The following is a 25,203-nucleotide window of genomic DNA, read 5'->3' on the forward strand; positions in this document are numbered from 1 at the left end:
ACCACAAACTATGAATAAACTAATAGCATTATTTGTCCTAATATTTATAACTGTTTCCTGTAAAAATAAAGGAGGGAAAAGCGACTATGTTTTACCAACATCAAATGGAAACACCAATAAAATATTAGTAGTTATTAAAGGAAATGATTGGGAAGGCAAAATAGGAGATGAGATCCGTTCTGTTTTTGGAGAGCATCAAGTAGGCTTGCCTCAACCAGAAACATTACTTTCTGTAAGTCAAATAGACCCTGTTGGATTTAGTGGGTTTATGAGACATGCAAAAGCAGTTTTAATTCTTAGAGAAGGAGAGAAAGAAAAAATAGCTGTAGAAAAAAATAAATATGCTGATCCTCAGATATTAGTTTATGCAACGGCCAAAAGCAAAGGAGATTTGGTTGATTTAATTCGCAACAGAGGAAAAGAAATAATTAAATTATTTAAAGACGAAGATGTAAAATTTACTCAAAGCATTTTTAACAAAGAAAAATTAGATGAAACTCAATTTAACACAATAAAAAAATTAGGGATTTCATTAACCATCCCAGAAAGATTTAGATTAGTTGAAGATACTGGAGATTTTTTATGGTTGCGTCAGCACTTAAAAAGTGGAATTGCAAGAGGAGATGGAACCAATAATATTTTAGTGTATAGTTATCCATTAGAAGATGAAAGCAAGGTAGAAGATAATATAACAAGAATGCGAGATACCATAGGTAAAAAATACATACCTGGAAGCAAAGAAGGAATGCACATGATTACCGAGCAGGCATATACACCATTCACTTTTGATGCAGAAATTGATGGAAGAAAAGCTTATGAAACAAGAGGGAAATGGGAAGTGAAAAATGATTTTATGGCAGGACCATTTATTAATTACACAATAATCGATAAAAAAAACAAACGGGTTCTTGTTTTTGAAGGTTTTACCTATGCACCCTCAGTAAATAAAAGAGACTTTATCTTTGAGCTAGAAGCGATAGCAAAGTCGTTAAAAATCAAATAAAAAAGATAATACCATAAGAAATAAGTAAAAGCATTAAACGTGAGTTTGATGCTTTTTTTATTATATTTGATTGACAACCAAAACGTTATAATCTTATGAAATTTAATTTTTTAATTACAGCAATTGCTGCATTAGTACCTATGATAATGGGTTTTATTTGGTATGGACCGATGCTTTTTAAGAACGCATGGATGAAAGAGGTCGGTTTTACCGATGAATCTATGAAGGGGTCAAACATGGGGCTCATTTTTGGCTTAGCGTATGTATTTAGTTTTTTGTTAGCTTTTATATTACAAACATTAGTAATTCATCAATGGGGAGTACAATCAACTTTAATGGGAGAAGCAGGATTTATGGAGCAAACAGGAGGAGCCTATGCTTATTTTCAAGAATTTATGGCAAACTTTGGAGATCGATTTAGAACATTTAAACACGGAGCCCTTCACGGAACGATGATAGGCCTACTAATTGGCTTGCCTATTCTAGCCACTCAGGCATTGTTTGAAAGAAAAAGCGTTAAATATGTCGCTATTAATGCTGGGTATTGGATTATTACACTAGCCTTAATGGGAGGAGTAATTTGTCAATGGGCGTAAAAAACCTCTTGTAATAATATATTAAAAAGCATCAATTTTTAAATTGGTGCTTTTTTTATGTAACAAAAAACTGTAGAAAAAGACAAATAAGATAATCAACCAAAAACAAAACCAAATGATTGCACATTTTTTAAAGTTAGAGTGGAAGCAGTTTTTTCGCTCCTCTTATTTCGGAAAAAGTATTGCATTAAAAATTATCATGGGCCTTTTTGCATTGTATATGCTAGTTTCATTTTTAATGATAGGAATAGGAGGGTATTTTTTCATTAAAAAAGAATATCCAGATATAGATCCTCTTTTTTTTGTGAATGGATTTCTTGTTTTTTTACTACTAGGAGATTTAATTTTTCGCTATTTAATGCAAAAATTACCAGTACTAAACATTAAGCCGTTTCTAAACTTACCAGTAAAAAAAGAAAAGTTAGTTCATTTTGTATTAGGAAAATCAGCAGTGTCATTCTTCAATATAATGCCGTTGTTTTTTTATGTGCCTTTTTCAATAGTATTAATAGGGCAAGGTTATGATGTTATGGGGGTTTTAGGGTGGTTGTTTTTAATGCTTACGCTGGTGTTAAGTGCTAACTATGTAAATTTCCTAATCAATAAAAATAATTACGCACTGGGAGCAATGATTGCTGTACTAGCGATATTGTTTTTTGCAAATAAATACCAGCTATTTAACGTAAACGATGTATTTGCACCTGTTTTTCAATCAGTATATAATTTTCCTGCTTTTGCATTAATAGGAGTGGTTCTATTGATAGGTTTATATTATGTAAACTTTAAACTATTAAGAGAAAAAGCCTATTTAGATGATGCCATAAAAAGTAAAGATGAAGTAGCCAAGGAGTCTAATTTGTCTTTTGTTGATAGACTAGGAGATGTCGCACCATTTATTAAAAATGATATTCGTCAAATTTGGAGGAATAAACGTACCAAAACAGTATTTTTTATGTCGTTTATATTTCTTTTTTACGGAACTATTTTCTTTGGAGAAGAAACATATCGAGAAAAAATGCCTGCTTTCTTAGTCTTTGCAGCAATTTTTGTGACAGGAGGTTTTACGATAAATTATGGACAATTTATTCCTGCGTGGGATAGTGAGTACTACAACATGCTTATGAGTCAAAATATTCGTTACCGAAAATTCTTAGAAAGTAAGTGGTATTTAATGGTTGTAATGTCAGGAGCATTATACCTATTGAGTATTCCTTATGTTTACTTCTATGGAGTAAACATTTTTTTAATGATAACCGCAGGAGCAATATTTAATATTGGTTTTAACTCGCTCTTTTTGTTATTTGCAGGTTCTTTTAACCGAAAACGTATAGACCTAAATAAAAGTGGGTTTTCAAATTATCAAGGAACCAGTGCAACCCATTTTTTAATCATAATTCCCATAATCGGAATTCCTATGTTCCTATTCTGGGTTTTCAACAAGTTTGTCAGCTTTAATGCAGGAGTTTTAGCAATTGCTATTGCAGGAGTACTAGCATTAGCGTTCAAAAATTACTTTATGAACTTTATAGAAAAAAGATACATTAAAAGTAAGTACGCAGTAATACATGCATTCAGCCAAAAATCATAACAACCCAAAAACGAAACAAAATGATATTTATAAATAACATTTCAAAAACATACGGAACTACACAAGTCTTAAACTTAGAAGCGTTAAAAATACCTAAGGGACAATCTTTTGGATTAGTAGGAAATAATGGAGCAGGAAAAACGACGCTATTTAACCTGCTGTTAGATTTAATTAGACCAACTACAGGAGAAATTATAAATAATGAAGTTACTGTAAATAAAAGTGAAAATTGGAAGACGTTTACAGGGTCGTTTATAGATGAAACTTTTTTAATAGGGTACTTAACACCTGAAGAATATTTTGATTTTGTTGGTGACTTACGTGGAATGAATAAAGCTGATGTACAAAGCTTCTTAGCTCAATTTGATGAGTTTTTTAATGATGAAATTTTAGGAAAGAAAAAGTATTTACGAAGTTTAAGTAAAGGAAATCAGAAAAAGGTAGGTATTGTTGCTGCAATGATGGGGAATCCGCAAGTGATAATTTTAGACGAACCTTTCGCTAATTTAGACCCTACAACACAAATTCGACTAAAAAAAATCATCAAAAAACTAACAGAAAATAACGACGTTACAGTATTGGTTTCTAGCCACGATTTAAGTCATGTAACAGAGGTTTGTGAGCGTATAGTAGTTTTAGACAAAGGAAACATTGTAAAGGATATAAACACATCGCAAGAAACCTTACAAGAATTAGAAAGCTATTTTTCTGCATAAAACAAGGTAGAAATCATCTTATAATTATTATTTTTACCTCTTTACGTACAAAAAATACAATTATTACGTTGTTGTACTGTAAAAACAATAGTATATGAAAAAAGGGGTAAAGATAATAGTATTCAGTGTTTTAGCAGCTATCGTGTATTCGTGTAGTGTTAAAAAAGATGCTTTTGTGAACCGAAGTTACCATGCAGTTACTACAAAGTACAATGTGCTTTTTAATGGAGAGCAAGCGTATTTAAAAGGACTTAACGAACTTCAAGAAAAGCACGAAGACAATTTTTGGAAACGCTTACAAATAGAACCTATATCTTTTGATGAGAGCAAACTAACGACAAAAGTACTCAACCCTGGAACAGGATTTAATGTAGATGAAGAAGAGAATAAAAGCCTTACGCCTTTTGAAAAAGCAGAAGAAAAAGCGATAAAAGCAGTTCAAACTCATTCAATGAACATCAATGGCTATGAAAGAAATAGCCAGATAGATGACGCTTATTTGTTGTTAGGAAAGTCAAGATACTATACCCAACGGTTTATTCCTGCCTTAGAAGCTTTTAATTACGTAATAGTTAATTATCCGAAAGCGGACTTAAATTACGAAACAAAAATTTGGAGGGCTAAGGCAAATATTCGCTTAGGGAATGAAAAAAGAGCAATAGAAACCCTGCTGTTGCTATTAGATGTTTTAGATGAGAAAGAAAGAATAAATAAATCAGTCAAGGAGGAAGCTTACACCGCCATGGCAATGGCTTATGAGCAAACTGATACCATTCAAAAAATGGTAGACTACCTAAAATTGGCTACTAAAACACATTATAACAGAGAGCAGTCAGCTAGAAATATGTTTGTTTTAGGTCAGGTTTATAGTGAATTAGACAGAAAAGACTCCGCAAGAATGGTGTTTCAAAAACTATCAGAATTTAAAAGAGCACCAGATAAATTCCGTATAAGAGCGAATATTGAACTTGCTAAAAATACTCCGAATGATTCAACATCAATACTAATGTTGGCGAGGTTAAGAAAACTGATTAAAAATTCTGATAACCGTAAGTTTTTAAACGAATTATATTATCAGGCAGGAGTAATTCAGGAAGGGAGAAATAATCCTGAAGCAGCAGCAGAATATTATAAAAAATCGTTACAAGCGAAACACAATAACAACTACCAAAAAACCTATGCGTATGAACGTTTAGCAAACATGGCTTTTGAAAAAGAAAACTACTTGTTAGCGGGTTCATATTACGATAGTATATTGCAAGTTGTTTCCAAAGAATTCGATCAAGAAAAAAGAATTCGTAGAGTTCGTAGAAAAAATAAAGGGCTCACAACTTTAAGGAAGTACGAAGAAACAGTTAAAAAGAATGATAGTATTCTTGGCTTGGTAGCTATGACATCAGAAGAAAGAACTTCTTTTTTTGAAGCGTACATAGAAAAAATAAAGAAAGAAGATGAAGAAAAAAGACAACAAATACTCAATGCTCAGAACTTTGGAAGCGGTTTTGGAGGTGGAACAGCTATAAATAATAAAGCAAATAAAGGGAAGTGGTACTTTTACAATACGCAAGCCTTAGGATTTGGGAGAGCAGAGTTTCAAAAAATATGGGGAACACGCCCACTAGAAGACAACTGGCGATTATCAGACAAATCTATTGGTGTCGCAGACAATGTGTCAAATGATACAGATGGGAATAAAGTAAATAAGAGGTATGAGCTTTCAACATATCTTGATGCCATACCTACAGATGAAAATATAATTAATGAGCTAGTAAAAGAACGCAACGACGCATTATATCAACTAGGGTTAATTTATAAAGAGCAGTTTACAAATGAAACATTAGCCATTAAAAACCTGGAGCGTTTAAGAGAAGTTAGCACAGATGACACGTTGGAATTGCCTATAAGTTACCATTTGTATCAGATCTATAAAAAACAAGGAGAAGTAGCTAAGGCAAATGAGTACAAGACTATTATTTTACAGAAGTATCCAGAAACAAGTTTTGCTCAAATAATCTTACATCCTGATAAGAAACTTGTAGAAGAAACCAAAGAAGATGAGGTTTTAAATAAATACAAAGAAATATACTATTTATATAAAGAAAATAAGTTTGAAGAGGTTGTTAATGAGATAGATAATTTTTCAACTACCCTAAAAAATTCAAATTTAATCCCTAAATTTGCCCTCCTAAAAGCCTTGGCTATAGGTAAATATCAAGATAAAAATACCTATAAAAAAGCATTAGAGTTTGTTGCGGTTAGTTATGCAACTACACAAGAAGGTAAGAAAGCAAAAGAAATCATAGAACAATTAAATAAAACATAAACACCCTTAAATTCCCCGAATATGTTTGGTAAAGAGAGTAAAAAAACAGGAGAAAACAAAGTTGCAGAGAGAAACATTATAGGAAAAAACACTAAAATTACTGGAGAAATCATTTCTGAAGGAGATTTTAGAATCGACGGAACCTTAGAAGGAACTATAGAAACTAATGGTAGAGTAATAATTGGTAGCACAGGTTTTATTAAAGGAAAAGTAGAGTGCGCTAATGCAGATGTTGAAGGTGCATTTTCAGGAGAATTATTCGTGTCAAATACCTTAACAGTAAAATCATCGGCAAACATTACTGGAGATGTAGTTATTGGAAAGTTATCTGTAGAGCCAGGAGCTGAATTCAATGCTACTTGTGCCATGAAAGGAGCGGTAAAAGAATTGAATAAAAATGAGCAAAGACTCAAAGAAAAAACCGCTTAATAAATACATACGATTCACAGGAATCGCACTTCAAATGGGGCTAACTATTTACCTAGGAAGTTTACTAGGTGAATGGTTAGATCAAAAATACCCAAACGACAATCAACTTTACGTAAAAATTTGTACACTTACAGCAGTATTTATATCTATGTACTCTGTAATAAGAGAGGTTATAAAACTAACAAATAATGATGATTAGATGATTAAACGAATTATACTTTTTACTATAGTTGCAATTATATTAGCTGCTATAGGCTTCTTTATTAATAGTTACTTCATAGAAAAAAACACGATAAATTTATCCTTTCCGTTGTTGTCAGTGTATGTGTTCAATGTAATTGCTTCACTGGTAATTTATATAGCTGTTGAGGCTGTGGTAAATTATTTGCCTAATGAAACAGGGTACTTGTATCTTGGTTTGATGTTGGTGAAGTTTGGAGTGTTCATTTTGTTATATCAAGATTCCATATTTTCTGAAACAGGTTTAACCAAACCAGAAAAAATATCGATACTAATTCCTATTCTTACTTTTTTATTTGTTGAAGCTGCGAGTGTTTCAAAGTTGTTGAATAATAGATAGTTCGCTGTTTTTTGTGCCCTTTTCTAAGCTTAGTGAAACTAAATAAAAAAACCGTTTGTAGTTTTAATTTATTGTGTACCTTTGCACGGAAATTTAGAGACCATAATTCTATATTTAACAAGGTATGATGATAGCAAAAAAACCTATCTATTTTTTAACGGTACTAGCAATAGTATTTAGTTCATTTACAGCATTCGCTGGAGGAGGAGATACAACTTCTAATTCAAATGATGGAGGAAGAGTTAACACCAAGAGTGAAATTGATGGATACATTAAGCACCACTTAGCAGACTCTCATGATTTTACATTGTTTTCATATACAAACGATGCAGGAGAGCGTAAGCATATTGGTTTTCCGTTACCTGTAATTGTTTGGACAAGTCAAGGATTAAAAACATTTATGTCTTCTGAATTTCACCACAACGATGACGGTCATGTTGTCGTAGAAAACGGAGGTGTAAAATTTGCTAAAATTCACAGTAAAATATACGAATTAAACGAAGGAGCAACAGCTGTTGCTTTTGATGACTCTCATCACGCGACAAACGCACACAAAGTGTTAGATTTTTCTATTACTAAGAGTGTGTTTGGTATGTTGTTAGTGGGTTTATTGATGTTTTTTGGATTTAGAGGATTAGCAAGTGGGTACAAGAAAGGACCAGTGCCTACAGGTTTTGCACGTGTTTTAGAACCATTAGTGTTATATGTAAGAGACGAAATTGCACGTCCGAACATCGGAGAAAAACATTACCGTAGATTTATGGGATTCTTATTAACAGTGTTTTTCTTTATTTGGACTTTAAACTTATTAGGATTAACCCCATTAGGGTTTAACGTTACAGGACAAATTGCAGTTACTGTTTGTTTAGCAATGTTCACGTTTTTTATCGTTCAGTTTTCAGGGAACAAAGATTATTGGAAGCATATTTTTTGGATGCCAGGAGTTCCTGTGCTAATGAAAATTGTGTTAGCACCTATTGAAGTGTTAGGAATGTTAACAAAACCATTTTCGTTATTTGTGCGTTTATTTGCAAATATTACTGCAGGTCACTCAGTGGTTATGGGTATTGCAGCATTAATGATATTATTGAAAGCGAAGTTTGGAACTGCAGGAGCAACAAGCATTTCATTTTTATTAACCTTATTTTTAACGTTAATAGAAGTTTTAGTAGCATTTTTACAGGCCTATATTTTTACGATGTTATCATCGTTATTTATAGGGATGGCGGTTGAAGAACACGATCATCACTAAGAAAAAATTAGAATTAAAATTTTGTTTAATTATATATAAATCAATTTATTATGACACTTAATTTAGTTGGAGCAGGTTTAATCGTAATCGGAGCAGGATTAGGATTAGGTAAAATCGGAGGAAGTGCAATGGAAGCTATCGCACGTCAACCAGAAGCAGCTGGTAAAATCCAAACTGCAATGATTATTATTGGAGCATTATTAGAAGGTTTAGCATTCGGTGCTTTACTTTTAGGATAATACAAGAAAATCGAAAACAGTTCTTTAGCGGTTGGCTAAAGAACTGTTTTTAAAAAATTAAACAAAACAAAAAGAATACAATAAGTAATGGGTATATTTAATGATTTTTCGGTAGGGTTGTTTTTCATGCAACTAGTCATTCTAGCAGTATTAATATTTTTATTAGCAAAATTTGCTTGGAAACCTATATTAAGCGCATTAAATGAGCGTGAGGAAGGAATTCAAAATGCATTAGATCAAGCAGAAAATGCTCGTAAAGAAATGCAAAATTTACAAGCGGATAATGAGCGTTTATTAAAAGAAGCAAGAGCTGAGAGAGATGCGATGATGAAAGAAGCTCGTGAAATTAAAGATAAAATCATTGCTGATGCAAAGCAAGAAGCTGAAGAGCAAACTACTACTATGGTAGAAAATGCTAAAGCGACGATTAAGCAAGAGCAACAAGCAGCAATCGCTGAGTTAAAGAAGAAAGTAGGAGATTTATCTATTGAAATAGCTCAAAAGGTTGTAAGAAAAGAATTAGCTTCACAAGATGATCAATTAAAGCTTGTGGAAGGAATGTTAGATGAGGTTACTTTAAACTAATCAGTAGATGAAAGAAGCAAGAGCAGCATTACGTTACGCAAAAGCAATTTTAAATTTAGCTAAAGAATCAGGAAATGAAGCTTTAGTAAACGATAATATGAAGTTCATCGTTGATACAATTGCTGAAAGCGCTGATTTAGATGTTATGCTTAAAAGTCCTGTGATAAAAGCCGCAGATAAGCGTAAAGTTTTAAACGCACTTTTTGGCGATAAAGTAGATAACATTGTAAAAGGGTTATTTAATTTATTAGAGGAAAATAAGCGTATGGTGATGTTAGAGCCTATTGCTAAGCAATATGCTGTAATATATGATCACTACAAGAACATGAAAGTTGCTAGAGTTACTACCGCAGTAGCTTTAACAAAAGAGTTAGAAGATAAAATACAAGCAAAAATTGTAGCCCTTACAGGAAACAATGCTAGTATTGAGAATATAGTAAATCCTGATATTTTAGGAGGATTTATCTTACGCGTTGGAGATGTGCAGTACGATGCAAGCATCTCTAGCCAATTTAATGAGTTAAGGAGAGAGTTTGACAACAGTCATTACATTCCAAAAATTTAATTATACATCAAAAGAAATAAGATGGCAGCAATTAAACCAGCTGAAGTATCAGCAATTTTAAAGGAACAATTAACAAATTTTGAGTCTAAAGCTTCATTAAACGAAGTAGGGACTGTATTACAAGTAGGTGATGGTATTGCACGTGTTTATGGGTTATCTAACGTACAATACGGAGAATTAGTAGAATTCGATAACGGGTTAGAAGGTATCGTATTAAACTTAGAAGAGGATAATGCAGGGGTTGTATTATTAGGAGCTTCTACTTCAGTAAGAGAAGGATCTACTGTAAAACGTACAGAAAGAATTGCTTCTTTAAAAGCTGGAGAAGGAATTGTAGGACGTGTTGTTAACACTTTAGGACAACCAATAGACGGTAAAGGACCAATCGAAGGGGAAACTTTTGAAATGCCTTTAGAGCGTAAAGCACCAGGAGTTATCTTCCGTGAGCCTGTAACAGAACCAATGCAAACAGGTATCAAATCTATCGATGCAATGATTCCAGTAGGACGTGGTCAACGTGAGTTAATCATTGGAGACCGTCAAACAGGTAAATCAACCGTTGCTATCGATACAATCTTAAATCAGAGAGAATTTTATGATGCAGGACAACCAGTGTACTGTATCTACGTAGCTATCGGTCAAAAAGCTTCAACAGTAGCAGCAATTGCTAACATGTTAGAAGAAAAAGGCGCGTTAGCATATACAACTATCGTTGCTGCAAATGCATCTGACCCTGCACCAATGCAAGTATATGCACCATTTGCAGGAGCTGCGATTGGAGAATATTTCCGTGATACTGGTAGACCAGCTTTAATTGTTTATGATGATTTATCTAAGCAAGCAGTAGCGTATCGTGAGGTGTCTTTATTATTAAGAAGACCACCAGGACGTGAGGCATACCCAGGAGATGTATTCTACTTACACTCAAGATTATTAGAGCGTGCTGCTAAGGTAATTGCCGATGATTCTATCGCAAAAGATATGAATGATTTACCAGAATCATTAAAATCTAAAGTAAAAGGAGGAGGATCATTAACTGCTTTACCAATTATTGAAACACAAGCAGGAGACGTTTCTGCGTATATTCCTACAAACGTAATTTCGATTACTGATGGTCAGATTTTCTTAGAATCAGATTTATTCAACTCAGGGGTTCGTCCAGCGATTAACGTAGGTATTTCTGTATCACGTGTAGGAGGATCTGCTCAGATTAAATCAATGAAGAAGGTATCTGGTACATTAAAGTTAGATCAAGCTCAGTACCGTGAATTAGAAGCATTCGCTAAGTTTGGTTCTGATTTAGATGCTGCAACTTTAAATGTAATTGAAAAAGGTAAGCGTAACGTAGAAATCTTAAAGCAAGCTCAAAACGATCCTTATACAGTAGAAGACCAGGTGGCTATTATTTATGCAGGTTCTAAGAACTTGTTAAAAGATGTGCCTGTAAACAAGGTAAAAGAATTTGAAAAAGATTATTTAGAGTACTTAAACGCGAAGCATAGAGATACTTTAGATACTTTAAAAGCAGGAAAATTAACGGATGAAGTAATTGATACTTTAAGAGACGCTGCTAAAGAAATTTCAGCTAAATTTTCAGCTTAATAAAAACAAAAAAAGGCATCCCCGTGTAATAACGGGGATTTTATAAATTTTAAGTTCAATTAAATGGCAAACTTAAAAGAAATACGTAACAGAATTACTTCGATTAAATCAACAATGCAGATTACCTCTGCCATGAAAATGGTATCGGCTGCAAAGTTGAAGAAAGCTCAAGATGCTATTACAGCAATGCGTCCGTATTCATCTAAGCTTACCGAATTATTACAAAGCTTAAGTGCTACATTAGATAGCGATGCAGGTGGAGTATATTCAACAGAAAGAGAAGTAAATAAGGTATTGTTAGTTACCGTAACTTCTAACAGAGGTTTATGTGGAGGTTTTAATTCTTCTATTATTAAAGAAACAGTTAAAACGATTAACAAAAAATACAGCGATGCCACTGTTGAATTATTAACAATTGGTAAAAAAGGAAACGATATTTTATCAAAAGATTATACTGTTATCGAAAATAGAAACGATATTTTTGATGACTTAACTTTTGATAATGTTGCTCAAGTTGCTGAACAGTTAATGAATTTATTTGTTGATGGTTCTTATGATAAGATAGAAATCATTTACAACAGGTTTAAAAACGCAGCGACTCAAATACCACAGGTAGAACAATTCTTACCAATTCAACCTGTAGAAGGAGCATCAAAAGCTAATTCAGATTACATTTTTGAGCCTTCTAAAGAAGAAATCATTTTAGAGTTAATTCCTAAGTCATTAAAGACGCAATTATACAAAGCAATTCGTGATTCATTTGCTGCCGAACACGGTGCTCGTATGACTGCAATGCACAAAGCAACTGATAATGCTACAGAATTACGTGATGAGTTATTATTAACCTATAACAAAGCACGTCAAGCTGCAATTACAAACGAAATCTTAGAAATCGTTGGTGGAGCAGAAGCTTTAAATAACTAAGAAAAGAGCATTTCTCAGAAATACTCTGAGAGTTAGCATAAAAAAAGCGAACCAATTTGGTTCGCTTTTCTTTTTTTTTATCATTTTATTATTCAAAATCAGATGCTAAATAATAGTTTTCTAAGGTTACTGGATATAAATCACTTTCAAAAAAATGATTCATAATTCGAGTAGTAACAGGACTAATCCCAGTATTTACTCCGTCTACTTCATGAGGGTAGGTCATATTTGAAGAATGGTTATAGCCAATAGTATGTCCTATTTCATGCGCAGTTATAAAACCGGTTTCTTTACGAATATAATCTCTAAGCACATGTTCAGCCAAACCAAAGGTCGCACCACCACCTAAACCAGAAACATTAACAACCTTACCACAGTTATAGCGTGGTTTGTTTAAAATAATATTGTAGGCTTCGTTTTTCTCATTTTCAGTTAAAGCAGTTGTGCCATCATTTCCAATAATATTCTCATTGGTAAATTCATTTTTAAAATTATCAGAAGCAAAAACAACACCAAGGTTAATCATCAGCCCAGTGAATCGGCGAATGTCTTTTGCTGTAATATCTTCGGCCCAATTATTATCAGGATTATTCTCTGTGTCGAAGTCGTGGTATTTTATCATCCACTTTAATTTACGTAAACTTTTAAGCTTTTGGATAATTTCATTATCGCCAGTAAAATCAAATGCAATATTATTTGGGGCTATACCTGTATCTTTAAAAACAGAAAGATCAACTTCTTGGTTGCTGGTGTTTAAAAATAGTGGAGAATTATTTATAAACGGATAGTTAATCTCTTGTTTACCATGAGCTCTTATTTTATCAATTTTAAATAATTTAATTGGTTTATGAAAACCTTCTACTTCAATCGTGGCGGTAATAGTTATGTCTTCTATAGCTATTGGAGCAAAATTAGCAACTTCAATGGTTTTATTATCAATAGGTTTAACTCTTATTACCTTACTTATTTCGTACATACGAGATTCAGAAGTCATTACTTCTTGAGATTCTCCGTCTTGAAACATTAAGCTAGAATTGCTTTCAGAATCAAATGAATAGGTTGTAAGCTCAATGTTAGGAATACTTTCCTTATCACTACAAGAAAGGAATAAAAAAGAAGAACAAACGAATGTTTTAAATAATAGTTTCATTTTTGAAATTTTGGGGGTTATTTTTCGCGAATATAAACTTTACAAACCATTAGTTTTTGAAAGTTGAATAAAACAACTTGAGATTTGTTATTAAGTATGGTACTATATATTTAAGATGAAACTAAGTTGTTAACAGTCTTACTTTTTTCTGACCTGCTTTTATTTAGGTATAAGTATACAAGCAAAGGAATGAGCCCGTGAGGAAGCCTATATATTGTTAAGTATAAGTATTGATGCATAATACTCAAAGAAAAATCATAGTGAAAAGCGCTAAAAATCCTAGCCAAAGCAGTTACAAGACCCCAAAAACAAGCATACAGCAAGGCTGGTTTTGAAAGTTTAGGAATAAATATAGCAATGGCAATAATAAAATCTAAAATACCAGCTACAAATAATAGGTTTTTAGCCATTTCTTCTTGTACAGGTAAGATGTTTAAGGTCATAGTAACAAAATTACCTGGTAACGGATAAAAAACACCAATAGCGTACATTCCATGACAAGTAAACGCTAAGGCAATAAAAACTTTTAGGTAAAAAAATAAGAGAGGCGTGTTTTTGTGTTTTAAGAAATATAATAAAGCGATAGGAACTCCAAACTGAATGGTGTGTTCAAAAAACATAATGAGGTGGTAAAACTTATTCTTGGTAATCATTAAAGCTAAAAAGACTAAACTAACTGCACCTAATTTTAAAATGCTACGCATCCATTTTTTTGAGTTTTCATTAATTATAATTGAAATAACAGCACATACTAGATATAAAACACCAATACTTCTGGTTAAAATTTGGATAGCAAAATCTGTATTAAGGTTAGTAACATATGATTGCCAACTAATGCCAAAAACAAAATTAATTACAGGTTCCAATAAATGTTGATCCCAAAAGAAACTTCTGTATGGAGCATCCCAAAATAAATGCTGGTAAGCTCTACCAAAAAAAATAAAGAAAGAAGAAATTTTTAAAAAAGTAAGAAGGGTTTTAGTACTCATAAATTAGGGTTTAAACAAAAGTAAAAATAGAGGATATGTAGTTTGTTAAAATAAGATTAGTAAACTATAAAACAATAGTTAGGTTAATGTTAGTCAGGTTATTATATAATTAATTTTAATAAAAATAACCGATTAATTTGAAAGGGAAAAAATATATTTGTGGTAACTAGTAAACTTTAAAGTCCCTCACAATGAAAAAAATTATTTTAACACTGTTATTCTTAGCAGTTCTTAGTATTCATGCCTCTAATGATAAGTACCGATTAATCATAACAGACAATCCAGCAACTACTATAATGATTGGTTGGAATCAAATTTCAGGGGCCAATCCTGTTATATATTATGGAACGACAGATAACGGAACCAACTGGTCAAATTATCCAAACGCTAAATCAGTAGACCGTTCCGTTTCTTATAAAGGAATGAGTAATACTTTTGCTAAATTAACAGGTCTGAGTCCTAACACTAACTATTATTTTGTGATTAAAGACAGTGAAGGGGTAAGTAGTCGATTTTGGTTTAAAACAGCTCCAAATACCAATGATAAAATGTCGTTTATTGCTGGAGGAGATTCAAGAAACAATAGAACACCGAGAAGAGATGCTAACCTGTTAGTTTCTAAATTAAAACCAACTGCTGTTTTTTTTGGAGGAGACATGACTAACGGAGACTCTAGTTCTGAATGGCAAGATTGGTTTAACGATTGGCAATATACCACAGCAAGTGACGGAAGAATGTTTCCTATTGTACCGACAAGAGGAAACCACGAAGGTTCCAATAATAGTATTTATAACCTGTTTAATGTTCCTTCCACAAGTGTTTATTATGATATAACTTTTGGAAACAATCTGTATACAATCTATACGCTGAATTCAGAAATCTCAGCAGGAGGAACTCAGTATTCATGGCTAAGTCAAAAGTTGAATGCTAATAACTCTATTTGGAAATCTGCTCAATACCATAAACCGATGCGCCCACACGTATCATCAAAATCAGAAGGAAATGATGAATACGCTAGTTGGGCTCAATTGTTTTATGACAAGGGAGTGAACTTGGTATTTGAATCGGATTCTCATACCGTAAAAACAACATGGCCAGTAAAACCTTGTTCAAGCGGAAGTAATTGTGATGAGGGTTTTCTTAGAGACGATGCTAACGGAACCGTTTATGTAGGAGAAGGTTGTTGGGGAGCACCTTTACGATCATCGAATGATTCAAAAAACTGGACAAGAGACGCGAGTACCTTTAATCAGTTTAAATGGATTTTTGTTGAAGAATCTAAAATAGAGATTAGAACAATTAAGGTAGATAATGCGAGTAGTGTAGGGGCTGTTTCAAACCAAAACCCATTCACAATACCCTCTAATTTAGATATATGGAATCCATCTAATGGTAGTGTGGTAACAATTATAAGTAGTAACGTTAGCTATCCAGAAGTTGCAATTACAAGTCCATCATCAGGCGCATCACATACCGTAAACACTCCAATAACAATTTCTACTACTGCAACCGATAGTGATGGAACAATTTCAAGTGTTAAGTTTTATGTAAATACTACTTTAGTAGAAACTGATATGAGTGCTCCTTATTCTTATAACTGGACACCTACAATTGATAACCAATCATATACTATTAAAGCAACGGCTATAGATAATGACGGATACGAAACTACTTCTGAAGAAATTTCAGTTTTTGTAGGAAATGTTTCTAAAACGATAATTTCAACAATTAATAGCACCAATGATGATGCTGAACAATATGAGTCGTCAGGGCAAATGTATATGAACAGTTCTGATTTAGAATTGGTGTATGATGGAAGCTCAAAAGGAAACCAGCATGTAGGAATGCTATTTAGAAACTTAAATATACCGGCAAATGCTACGATAACGAATGCGTATATACAATTTACGACAGATGAGACAAATTCGGGAAGTACATCATTAGCAATTAAAATTCAAGACTCATCAAATGCACCAGACATTACTTCACAAAGCTATAATATAACTTCAAGAAGTTATTATAGTCAATCGGTTGCTTGGAATCCTAGTTCATGGAGTTCTGTTGGAGCATCTGGAACAGCACAAAGAACGCCTGATGTAAAAGCATTGGTACAATATGTTGTGAATAAGTCCAATTGGAATTCAGGTAACTCTATGATGTTTTATATTTCTGGAACAGGTGAACGAACGGCAGAATCATATGATGGAAGTAGTGCTGGTGCTCCAAAACTTGTGGTTACTTATAGTACAGGATCTCCTGATAATGGAGGAGGAGAAACTCCAGAATGTGAGGATATAAACGTAACAATTACCTTCGATAAATATTCTTATGAAACTTCTTGGGCTTTGAAGGATAACAATGGACAAACAGTGATAAGCGGAGGTGATTATACTCAAGGAAATGGAGAGTCTATTACTGTGTCAAAATGTGTACCTGTTGGATGTTATGATTTTACAATTAATGACGAATATGGTGATGGTATATGTTGCAGTTATGGAAGTGGTTCATATGAAATAACAAATAGCAAAGGCGACGTATTAGCTTCAGGAGGAAGTTTTGGCTCATCTGAAACCAAACAAGTTTGTTTGAATACTTCTACTGTTGCAAAGGAACAATTAAGAAGCCAAAAAATAGAAGAAACAAACAGTTCAGAAATGAGTATTTATCCAAACCCAGCTGTTGACAGGATTTATATTAAAGGAGGAAAAAATACAGTTTTGTGGATCGCAAAAATAGTAGATGTATCAGGAAGAAAAGTAATAGAAGTACCTGTAATTAATAATTCGATAGATGTTTCTGCAGTTTCAAGTAATTCAATTTACATTGTTGAAATATATGATGAATTAGGACAAAGAAAATTATCAGAGAAGATAATGAAGAGATAGAAGCGAAGCTATTTTTAATAGTTGGAAAGACGAAATACTAATAGTTTTTCGTCTTTTTGTTTTAAATTTGCCCTTATTAAAAATAAATGATGAAAAAGAACCTATTACTTATAATTGCTGTGTTTGTAACCAGTCTTTGTAGTTCTCAAGAAATAGTAGAGAATAAAGAAAAGGATACTATAAAGATAACAACTAAAGAAAAAAAGTATGCAGATGTTCCATTTTCTGTTATTGAAGAAGTCCCTGTTTTTCCTGGATGTGAAAAATTTCTTCTTGAAAAGGAAAAAGGAAAATGCTTTAACTCTATGATTTTTAACCATGTATATGGTAATTTTAATCTAGATATTCTAAATTGTTTAGAAACAAAGGAGGTTTATAATGAGGATAAAAAAGTGTACGAAAAGCATTGTATTGATAATGTTCTTAGCCTAGGAAAAAAAAGAATTTACCTTCAATTTAAAATAGGTAAAACAGGAAAAATAGAAGATGTTTTTGCTAGGGCTCCACACCCAAAACTTAAAGAAGAAGCGATTAGAATAGCAAAACTACTCCCTTAAATGAAACCAGGGTTACAAAAAGGGAAACCAGTTAGAGTTGGTTATACCTTGCCTATCACATTTAATATTGAATAGTTTACAACAATAAAAAGCGAACCAATTTGGTTCGCTTTTCTTTTATAATAAATTTTGAATTGTTTTTTTAATTGAAGTAACATCTATTCCACAGATTTCTTGCAACTGTTGAATGGTTCCATGATGGATAAATTCATCAGGAATTCCTAATAATTTTATTTTTCCTTGGTAGTTTACTTCAGAAGCATATGCTAATACTGCACTTCCAAAACCGCCTTTTATGGTACCATCTTCAATGGTAATAACGGTGTCAAATTTGTTGAAAATAGTGTCTAAAAGTTGGGTGTCTAAAGGTTTTATAAAACGTAGGTCGTAATGCGCAATGACTTCTTTATTTTCAAGCTGATTGATTGCTTCAGAGACATTATCGGCAATAGTTCCGATAGATAGCACTGCTAGTTGAGTTCCTTCTCTTAAACAGGTTCCTTTTCCAATTTCTATGGTTTCGAATGGAAGTTGCCATTGCTCTAATTTGCCTTTCCCTCTGGGATATCTAATAACTATTGGATGTTCAAGACCCTGTTGAGCGGTAAACATCATATTACGTAACTCAATTTCATTACGAGGAGCAAATACAAGTAGGTTTGGAATACAACGTAAATAAGCCAAATCAAAAACTCCGTGATGTGTTGCTCCATCTTCACCTACTAATCCAGCTCGGTCTAAACAGAAAATTACAGGCAAGTTTTGCAAAGCTACATCGTGAATTACTTGGTCGTAAGCACGTTGTAAAAAGGTAGAATAAATATTACAGAACGGAATCAACCCTTGTGTAGCCATACCTGCAGCCAAGGTCACTGCATGTTGTTCGGCAATACCGACATCAAAAGTACGATCAGGAAAGGCTTCCAACATAAATTTTAACGAACTACCTGTTAACATAGCAGGTGTAATTCCTACAATTTTTTCGTTTAGTTGTGCTAGTTCAACAATCGTTTTTCCAAAAACATCTTGAAACTTGGAGTATTTACTTGCTTCTTTTGGTAAAACGTCTCCAGAAATTTTATCAAATTTCCCTGGTGCATGATATCTTACTTGATCTTGTTCTGCTTGTCGCAACCCTTTCCCTTTGGTGGTAATTACATGTAAAAATTTAGGCCCTTGAATCTTTTTTAATCGATTTAGTTCACGTAGTAACTCTTCAAAATTATGTCCATCGATGGGACCCGAGTAATCAAAGTTAAGAGCTTCAAAAATATTATGCTGCTCAATTTCCAATCGTGGAGCTTTAATTTTTGTTAGATAATCTTTTAAAGCACCTACCGATGGGTCAATACCAATGGCATTATCGTTTAAAATAACTAAGAGGTTTGCATTGGTATCTCCTGCATGGTTTAACGCTTCAAAAGCCATTCCACTAGCGATAGAAGCATCACCAATAACAGCAATATGATGTTTTTCAATATCTTGTAATTTCGAGGCAATTGCCATCCCTAAAGCGGCTGAAATAGCGGTAGAAGAGTGACCAACACCAAAAGTGTCGTACTCACTTTCTGAGCGTTTAGGAAATCCTGAAATCCCGCCAAATTGACGATTGGTATGAAAAACATCTTTTCTACCTGTTAAAATTTTATGCCCATATGCTTGATGCCCCACATCCCAAACTAATAAATCGTTAGGAGTATCGAACAAATAATGAAGCGCAATAGTTAACTCTACTACTCCTAAACTTGCTCCTAAATGCCCTTCTTTTGTGGAAACCACATCAATAATAAACTCACGCAATTCTTTGGCAAGTTGAGGTAATTCTTCTGATGTTAGCTTACGTAAATCAGCAGGAATTTGAATGTTTTTCAATAGGTCGTTCGACATATAGCAAAAGTACAAAAAGGTAGAGATTCCTAACTTTTTAGGCTAAAAACTTTGTAGTTTTGTTGTATGAGCAAATTGTACTTGGTACCCACACCGATTGGAAATTTAGAAGACATTACGCTAAGAGCGTTAAAAATCTTACAAGAAGTAGATTATATTTTAGCTGAAGATACGCGTACGAGCGGGAAATTGTTAAAACATTATGATATAGCTACTCCAATGCAATCCCATCACATGCATAATGAGCATAAAACAGTAGAAGCAATTGTAAAACGTTTGCAAAGTGGCGAAACATTTGCGTTAATTTCGGATGCAGGAACTCCCGCCATTTCCGACCCTGGATTTTTATTGACAAGAGCGTGTGTACAAAACAATATTGAAGTAGAGTGTTTACCAGGAGCAACTGCTTTTGTACCTGCATTAGTAAATTCAGGTTTACCGAATGACAAATTTGTTTTTGAAGGTTTTTTACCCGTAAAAAAGGGGCGTCAAACTCGTTTACAGTTCTTAGCAGAAGAAACCCGTACCATGATTTTTTATGAGAGCCCGCATAAACTATTAAAAACCTTAGCAAATTTTTCGGAGTATTTTGGTGAGGATAGACAAATATCGGTTTCTAGAGAATTGACAAAATTATTTGAAGAAACCAAGCGAGGAAGTATAAAAGAAGTATTAGTATACTATACTGAAAAACCACCGAAAGGTGAAATTGTTATTGTGGTTGAAGGGAAAAAGTAAGTAAGTTAAAGTTTTATAATAACCCTAACTTTTGTTCTTCTTTAGTTTCTTATTTTTGTAGTTCTTTAAAAAGATCACATGTCTACATTTCATAAACTACGTATTGAAAAAATAATAAAGGAAACGGCAGATGCTGTATCTATTTTATTTGATATCCCCGCAGAATTAAAAGACAACTACACTTTTGTTGCAGGACAATATATTACCATAAAGGCAATTTTAGACGATAAGGAAATAAGGAGAGCTTATTCTATTTGCGCTTCGCCTAATAGCAAACAAATAAAAGTTGCTGTAAAAGCAGTTGATCATGGAACATTTTCAACCTATGCAACAACAAAACTGAAAGAAGGTACTTTTTTAGAAGTTTCTGAACCAGAAGGGAAGTTTATTTTAGAGCCTCAAGCACAAAAAAATTACCTAGCTTTTGCTGCAGGAAGTGGAATTACTCCTGTGCTATCAATGGTAAAAACGGTGCTAGAAAACAAATCAACTTCTACAATTACACTGGTTTTTGGAAACAAAAGAGCTGAAAGTACAATTTTTTATGATGAGTTAAATGAGTTAGCTGAAAAGTATTCTTCTCAATTAAACTTACACTATGTGTTTAGTCAAGAGGTGAGAACCAATACTAAGTTTGGTAGAATTGATAAAGGACATGTAAACTACTTCGTAAAAAATATACACAAAGATGTTTCTTTCGATTCGGTATATTTATGTGGGCCAGAAGAAATGATTCAAACAGTTTCTAATACACTTCAAGAAAATGGGTTTGATGAAAGAGATATTTACTTTGAATTGTTTACAGCGAGTATCTCAGATGAAGAAGCGGCATTAGATATTCCTGATGGAAAATCGGAAATAAGGGTGGTGTTAGATGATGAAGAACACACTTTTATGATGGAAAAAACCGATACGATTTTAGCAGCTTCTTTGCGTAATAAATTAGATGCTCCATATTCTTGCCAAGGAGGCGTATGTAGCAGTTGTATTGCAAAAGTTACTGAAGGAAAAGCTGTAATGGCAAAAAATGCTATCTTAACAGATGATGAATTAGAAGAAGGGTTAATCCTTACATGTCAAGCACATCCAACGACACAGAAAATAGTGGTAGATTTTGATGATGTATAGGTAAAATCGTAACTTTATAGAATGGATTTTTACGACTTTAAAAATGCTTTTTTTGTAGGTGTTTTCATGGCTTTTATGATAGGGCCAGTATTTTTTATGTTAATTAAAACGAGTATTCTAAAAGGAGCTCGAGCTGCTATTGCCTTCGATATAGGTGTAATTTTAGGAGATATTTCCTTTATGTTAATAGCCTATTTTGGAAGTAGAAGCTTGCTAGAAAAAATAAAAGACGATCCGCGTTTGTTTCTTATCGGTGGTTTGGTGCTTATTGTTTATGGATTGATTACTTATTTAGATAAAAACAATAAGAAAGAAGCACAAGCTCCTGATGTACCATTGCCAGAAAGTAATAATTATTTAAAACTATTGTTTAAAGGTTTTTTCTTAAACTTTATAAATATAGGAGTGTTGGCCTTTTGGTTGGGGCTAATTGTAGTTATAGGGCCTACGTATGATATGAATCCTAAGTATTTAGTTTGGTATTTTGGTACTGTAATAGCAGGGTATGCAATTACTGATTTAGGAAAGATACTACTTGCTAAGCAATTAAAAAGCAGGTTAACGCCCTTGGTAATTTATAGAATAAAACGAGGAATGGGGGTCTTGTTAATTGTCTTTGGAGCGGTATTAATGCTAAAAGGGTTTATTCCTGAAAGTAAGATTGATAACTTAATTGAAAAAGTAGAATCAATCGATTAAAAGCCAATAATTATTTTGGCTATTGAAAAGTAGATTAAAATTCCAAAAATATCATTACTCGTTGTAATAAAAGGTCCAGTTGCAATGGCAGGATCAACCCCTCTCTTATCTAAAAATAAAGGGATAAAAGTACCAACTAAACCAGCGACAATAATTACGGTGAATAAAGAAGATGAAATAGCCGAAGCAATGGTTATATCTCCTTTCCAAATCCAGATAAAGAAAAATAAGATAACAGCTAAAACAAGTCCGTTTACAGCTGCTAAAGACATTTCCTTTAATAATCTACTAGTAACGCTTCCTTTTACATCATCGTTAGCTAAGCCCTGTACAATAATAGCTGACGATTGTACTCCAACATTACCAGCCATAGCGGCAATAAGAGGGGTAAACATAAAAAGAACAGCGTTTTCTTCTAAGGCCCCTTCAAAAAAGCCCATAATCCTTGCTGCTCCAATACCTCCAATTAAACCTAAAAACAACCAAGGTAGTCGAGCTTTGGTTAATTGCAAAATACCATCTTCAGAGTCAACATCTTGTGTAATACCTGCTGCTAATTGATAATCTTTTTCGGCTTCTTCTTTAATTACATCAACAATATCATCAATGGTAATTCGTCCTACCAAAACCCCTAGTTCATCAACAACAGGAATAGCTTCTAGGTCATATTTACGCATTATATTAGCCACATCTTCTGCATCATCATGTACGTGCACAAAATCTACTTTTGGAATGTATACATCTGAAATTTTAGAACGAGTAGAGGCCATTAACAAGTCTTTTAACGACAAACGTCCTTTTAGTTTTCCCTCATCATCAACCACATAAATAGAGTGAACTCTAGTAACTTCTTCCGCTTGCTGACGCATTTTTTTTACACAGGTAAGTACATTCCAGTTCTCATTTACTTTTACAAGTTCTTTCGCCATTAATCCTCCAGCAGAATCTTCGTCATAACGGAGTAGTTCTACAATTTCTTTGGCGTGTTCTCGATCTTCAATTTTCTGAATAACGGCTTGTTTTCGTTCTTCAGGAAGCTCAGCAATAACATCAGCAGCATCATCTGTGTCAAGCTCGTTAACCTCTTCAGCAATTTCTTTGGCAGATAGTTGTTCAAAAACTTTTTCACGTACTTCTTCATCAACTTCCATCAATACGTCTGAAGTTGTTTCGCTATCTAACAAACGTATAATATAAACTGCTTCTTCAAAAGAAAGTTCGTCTAAAACTTCTGCAATATCAGCATAGTGAATATCTGAAAAAACCTCATAAAGAGCTGAGTCTTTTTGATGTTTAATCAAATCTTGTACGTTTTCTAATAAATCTTTAGTGATTTCTAATGCCATCGCTTACGATTTTGCTCGATTATCGAGGGTTTGAATATGTTAGCATCTAACCCAAAAAGAAGACTTATGCTTCTAAAATAGGCTATTAACTATTGTTTTGAGCTATTTTTTGTGTCAACTCAATGAATTTTTGCACCGATAATTGTTCGGGGCGCATCGCAAATATAGGGTCTTCTTTTAAGGTATCCGAAAGATTGAAAGATTTTAAACTAGAACGCAGCATTTTTCTTCGTTGGTTGAAAGCTGTTTTTACCACTCTAAAAAATAATTTTTCATCAACAGAAAGCGTATAATTTTCTTTTCTGATAAGTCTAATAACTCCAGAATCTACTTTTGGTGGTGGGTTGAATACTGTAGGAGGTACTGTAAATAAGTATTCAGCATCGTAAAAAGCCTGGGTTAATACTGAGAGTATTCCGTAGGTTTTGCTTCCTTCTTTTTCTGCAATTCGTTGCGCAACTTCTTTTTGAAACATTCCTGAAAACTCAGGAACAAATTCACGGTTTTCAATAGCTTTAAAAACAATTTGAGAAGAAATATTATAAGGAAAATTACCAATAATGGCTACTTGTTGCTGATTAAAAATTTCAGCAAAGTTCTTTTTTAAAAAATCTCCTTCAATAATGGTAAATTTCTCTTTTGAAGTATTGAGTTTGATATGTTCAACAGGAAACGTTTCTTGTAAATAAGTTACCGATTCGGAATCTAACTCCATTACTGTTACTTTTGGTTTTTTTTCCAACAAGTATTTGGTTAAAACTCCCATTCCAGGACCAATTTCTAACACATTATTATATCCTTTTTCGGTAAGCGTATCAGCTATTTTCTTTGCGATGTTTTCATCGGTTAAAAAATGTTGTCCTAAATGTTTTTTTGCTCTTACGGTCATCTTTTAGAGTATCTGCTTGTTTGGTGATTTTAATGTTAGTGTTATAAATGTTACGCCAAAACCTATTCCACTAACTATGCCACTGATGGTTTCCTCGGGCTCATTTCCGTAGGTATAAAACCCCATTATTCCACCAATAGTAATTATACTTATACCAATAAGTAAGACTACTTTTTTGTTTCGATAAATTTTTTCTCGCATTCTAGTTACTATTCACTGCTGGAAAAAATTCATTAACAACCTTTAATTCGGTGCGAAAAGCAAGCATTTTGTCAGCAAACTTTTTTAATCCGTCATTGCGTAGTTTGTCTGCACTATGTTTATAATAGTTATCCAAATCTTCACGTGTTTTTGCAGTATATTGAATAGAGTAGGTGACACCTCCCATTTCCTCTTCAACCAACACCTGTGTCATTTTAGCGCTTAAAAAATGTCCGGTGGCTAACACTTCTGGTATATGACTTTCAATCCAAGTTAACCATTCAGCATGTATAGTTTCGTCTATATTTATTGTTACGTTGTATATGTACATT

Annotated in this window: 26 protein-coding genes; 19 read left to right on the forward strand and 7 right to left on the reverse strand. The window is 33.2% G+C overall.

Annotated elements, in window-relative coordinates; translation table 11 throughout:
* The first annotated feature begins 10 nt into the window (after window positions 1–10).
* The 14 genes from V1T75_RS06800 (at window position 11) to atpG (ending at window position 12,402) form a co-directional block, all read left to right on the forward strand.
* Window positions 11–1,003 carry a DUF4837 family protein gene (locus tag V1T75_RS06800; protein ID WP_330487799.1) on the forward strand — a complete coding sequence of 331 codons (993 nt, stop codon included), beginning with the start codon at window positions 11–13 and terminating at the stop codon, window positions 1,001–1,003.
* A 95-nt stretch (window positions 1,004–1,098) separates the two neighbouring features.
* Window positions 1,099–1,599, forward strand: coding sequence for a DUF1761 domain-containing protein (locus V1T75_RS06805; RefSeq protein WP_330487800.1), 501 nt, complete (start codon window positions 1,099–1,101; stop codon window positions 1,597–1,599).
* Between the two features lie 115 nt (window positions 1,600–1,714).
* On the forward strand, window positions 1,715–3,187 hold the full coding sequence (locus V1T75_RS06810) for a DUF5687 family protein (RefSeq protein ID WP_330487801.1): 1,473 nt from the start codon (window positions 1,715–1,717) through the stop codon (window positions 3,185–3,187).
* A 20-nt stretch (window positions 3,188–3,207) separates the two neighbouring features.
* Complete coding sequence (locus tag V1T75_RS06815) at window positions 3,208–3,903, forward strand: ABC transporter ATP-binding protein (protein WP_330487802.1); 696 nt, start codon at window positions 3,208–3,210, stop codon at window positions 3,901–3,903.
* 94 nt (window positions 3,904–3,997) lie between these two features.
* Window positions 3,998–6,226, forward strand: a complete 2,229-nt coding sequence (porW, locus tag V1T75_RS06820; protein WP_330487803.1) for a type IX secretion system periplasmic lipoprotein PorW/SprE — start codon at window positions 3,998–4,000, stop codon at window positions 6,224–6,226.
* 21 nt (window positions 6,227–6,247) lie between these two features.
* On the forward strand, window positions 6,248–6,655 hold the full coding sequence (locus tag V1T75_RS06825) for a bactofilin family protein (protein ID WP_330487804.1): 408 nt from the start codon (window positions 6,248–6,250) through the stop codon (window positions 6,653–6,655).
* Window positions 6,624–6,854 (forward strand): AtpZ/AtpI family protein, encoded by a 231-nt coding sequence (locus V1T75_RS06830; protein WP_330487805.1) that lies wholly within the window; start codon window positions 6,624–6,626, stop codon window positions 6,852–6,854. The genes V1T75_RS06825 and V1T75_RS06830 overlap by 32 nt, the downstream gene beginning before the upstream one ends.
* The gene (locus V1T75_RS06835) at window positions 6,855–7,235 is read left to right on the forward strand and encodes a DUF6168 family protein (RefSeq protein ID WP_330487806.1); all 381 of its coding nucleotides are present in this window, start codon (window positions 6,855–6,857) and stop codon (window positions 7,233–7,235) included.
* A 124-nt stretch (window positions 7,236–7,359) separates the two neighbouring features.
* Window positions 7,360–8,487: a F0F1 ATP synthase subunit A gene (gene atpB, locus V1T75_RS06840; protein ID WP_330487807.1), complete on the forward strand. Its 1,128-nt coding sequence runs from the start codon at window positions 7,360–7,362 to the stop codon at window positions 8,485–8,487.
* Window positions 8,488–8,537: 50 nt separating this feature from the next.
* Complete coding sequence (atpE, locus tag V1T75_RS06845) at window positions 8,538–8,726, forward strand: ATP synthase F0 subunit C (protein WP_303505964.1); 189 nt, start codon at window positions 8,538–8,540, stop codon at window positions 8,724–8,726.
* An 87-nt stretch (window positions 8,727–8,813) separates the two neighbouring features.
* Window positions 8,814–9,311, forward strand: coding sequence for a F0F1 ATP synthase subunit B (locus V1T75_RS06850; RefSeq protein ID WP_330487808.1), 498 nt, complete (start codon window positions 8,814–8,816; stop codon window positions 9,309–9,311).
* A gap of 7 nt (window positions 9,312–9,318) precedes the next feature.
* Entirely contained in the window at window positions 9,319–9,876 is a 558-nt protein-coding gene (gene atpH / locus V1T75_RS06855) for an ATP synthase F1 subunit delta (protein WP_330487809.1), read from the forward strand.
* 21 nt (window positions 9,877–9,897) lie between these two features.
* Entirely contained in the window at window positions 9,898–11,478 is a 1,581-nt protein-coding gene (gene atpA / locus V1T75_RS06860) for a F0F1 ATP synthase subunit alpha (protein WP_330487810.1), read from the forward strand.
* A 63-nt stretch (window positions 11,479–11,541) separates the two neighbouring features.
* Window positions 11,542–12,402 carry an ATP synthase F1 subunit gamma gene (gene atpG / locus V1T75_RS06865; protein ID WP_330487811.1) on the forward strand — a complete coding sequence of 287 codons (861 nt, stop codon included), beginning with the start codon at window positions 11,542–11,544 and terminating at the stop codon, window positions 12,400–12,402.
* Between the two features lie 88 nt (window positions 12,403–12,490).
* On the opposite strand, the gene V1T75_RS06870 is transcribed toward atpG, so the two are convergent.
* Both V1T75_RS06870 and V1T75_RS06875 read right to left on the reverse strand, forming a co-directional pair.
* On the reverse strand, window positions 12,491–13,552 hold the full coding sequence (locus V1T75_RS06870; RefSeq protein ID WP_330487812.1) for a hypothetical protein: 1,062 nt from the start codon (window positions 13,550–13,552) through the stop codon (window positions 12,491–12,493).
* A 110-nt stretch (window positions 13,553–13,662) separates the two neighbouring features.
* Window positions 13,663–14,541 carry a hypothetical protein gene (locus V1T75_RS06875; protein ID WP_330487813.1) on the reverse strand — a complete coding sequence of 293 codons (879 nt, stop codon included), beginning with the start codon at window positions 14,539–14,541 and terminating at the stop codon, window positions 13,663–13,665.
* 191 nt (window positions 14,542–14,732) lie between these two features.
* Between V1T75_RS06875 and V1T75_RS06880 the strand changes: the two genes are divergently transcribed.
* Window positions 14,733–17,426: an Ig-like domain-containing protein gene (locus V1T75_RS06880; RefSeq protein ID WP_330487814.1), complete on the forward strand. Its 2,694-nt coding sequence runs from the start codon at window positions 14,733–14,735 to the stop codon at window positions 17,424–17,426.
* An 86-nt stretch (window positions 17,427–17,512) separates the two neighbouring features.
* Window positions 17,513–17,983: a hypothetical protein gene (locus V1T75_RS06885; RefSeq protein ID WP_330487815.1), complete on the forward strand. Its 471-nt coding sequence runs from the start codon at window positions 17,513–17,515 to the stop codon at window positions 17,981–17,983.
* Between the two features lie 117 nt (window positions 17,984–18,100).
* On the opposite strand, the gene V1T75_RS06890 is transcribed toward V1T75_RS06885, so the two are convergent.
* A complete protein-coding gene (locus tag V1T75_RS06890) occupies window positions 18,101–19,870 on the reverse strand; it encodes a 1-deoxy-D-xylulose-5-phosphate synthase (RefSeq protein ID WP_330487816.1) in 1,770 nt (589 codons plus the stop codon).
* A 66-nt stretch (window positions 19,871–19,936) separates the two neighbouring features.
* Between V1T75_RS06890 and rsmI the strand changes: the two genes are divergently transcribed.
* The 3 genes from rsmI to V1T75_RS06905 all read left to right on the forward strand — a co-directional run bounded on the left by rsmI (window position 19,937) and on the right by V1T75_RS06905 (window position 22,435).
* Window positions 19,937–20,608, forward strand: a complete 672-nt coding sequence (gene rsmI, locus V1T75_RS06895) for a 16S rRNA (cytidine(1402)-2'-O)-methyltransferase (RefSeq protein WP_330487817.1) — start codon at window positions 19,937–19,939, stop codon at window positions 20,606–20,608.
* 78 nt (window positions 20,609–20,686) lie between these two features.
* Complete coding sequence (locus V1T75_RS06900; RefSeq protein ID WP_330487818.1) at window positions 20,687–21,736, forward strand: ferredoxin--NADP reductase; 1,050 nt, start codon at window positions 20,687–20,689, stop codon at window positions 21,734–21,736.
* 21 nt (window positions 21,737–21,757) lie between these two features.
* Window positions 21,758–22,435: a LysE family translocator gene (locus tag V1T75_RS06905; RefSeq protein ID WP_330487819.1), complete on the forward strand. Its 678-nt coding sequence runs from the start codon at window positions 21,758–21,760 to the stop codon at window positions 22,433–22,435.
* Here V1T75_RS06905 and mgtE read toward each other — a convergent pair.
* The 4 genes from mgtE to V1T75_RS06925 form a co-directional block, all read right to left on the reverse strand.
* Window positions 22,432–23,781 (reverse strand): magnesium transporter, encoded by a 1,350-nt coding sequence (mgtE, locus tag V1T75_RS06910; protein ID WP_330487820.1) that lies wholly within the window; start codon window positions 23,779–23,781, stop codon window positions 22,432–22,434. The two genes, V1T75_RS06905 and mgtE, sit on opposite strands and share 4 nt — an antisense overlap.
* Before the next feature lie 85 nt (window positions 23,782–23,866).
* The gene (gene rsmA / locus V1T75_RS06915; protein ID WP_330487821.1) at window positions 23,867–24,670 is read right to left on the reverse strand and encodes a 16S rRNA (adenine(1518)-N(6)/adenine(1519)-N(6))-dimethyltransferase RsmA; all 804 of its coding nucleotides are present in this window, start codon (window positions 24,668–24,670) and stop codon (window positions 23,867–23,869) included.
* A gap of 3 nt (window positions 24,671–24,673) precedes the next feature.
* Window positions 24,674–24,871 (reverse strand): hypothetical protein, encoded by a 198-nt coding sequence (locus tag V1T75_RS06920; RefSeq protein ID WP_330487822.1) that lies wholly within the window; start codon window positions 24,869–24,871, stop codon window positions 24,674–24,676.
* Between the two features lies 1 nt (window position 24,872).
* Window positions 24,873–25,202, reverse strand: coding sequence for a DUF4286 family protein (locus tag V1T75_RS06925; protein ID WP_330487823.1), 330 nt, complete (start codon window positions 25,200–25,202; stop codon window positions 24,873–24,875).
* Between the last annotated feature and the right edge of the window lies 1 nt (window position 25,203).

This window comes from Tenacibaculum sp. FZY0031 (assembly GCF_036350695.1).
Lineage (GTDB): Bacteria > Bacteroidota > Bacteroidia > Flavobacteriales > Flavobacteriaceae > Polaribacter.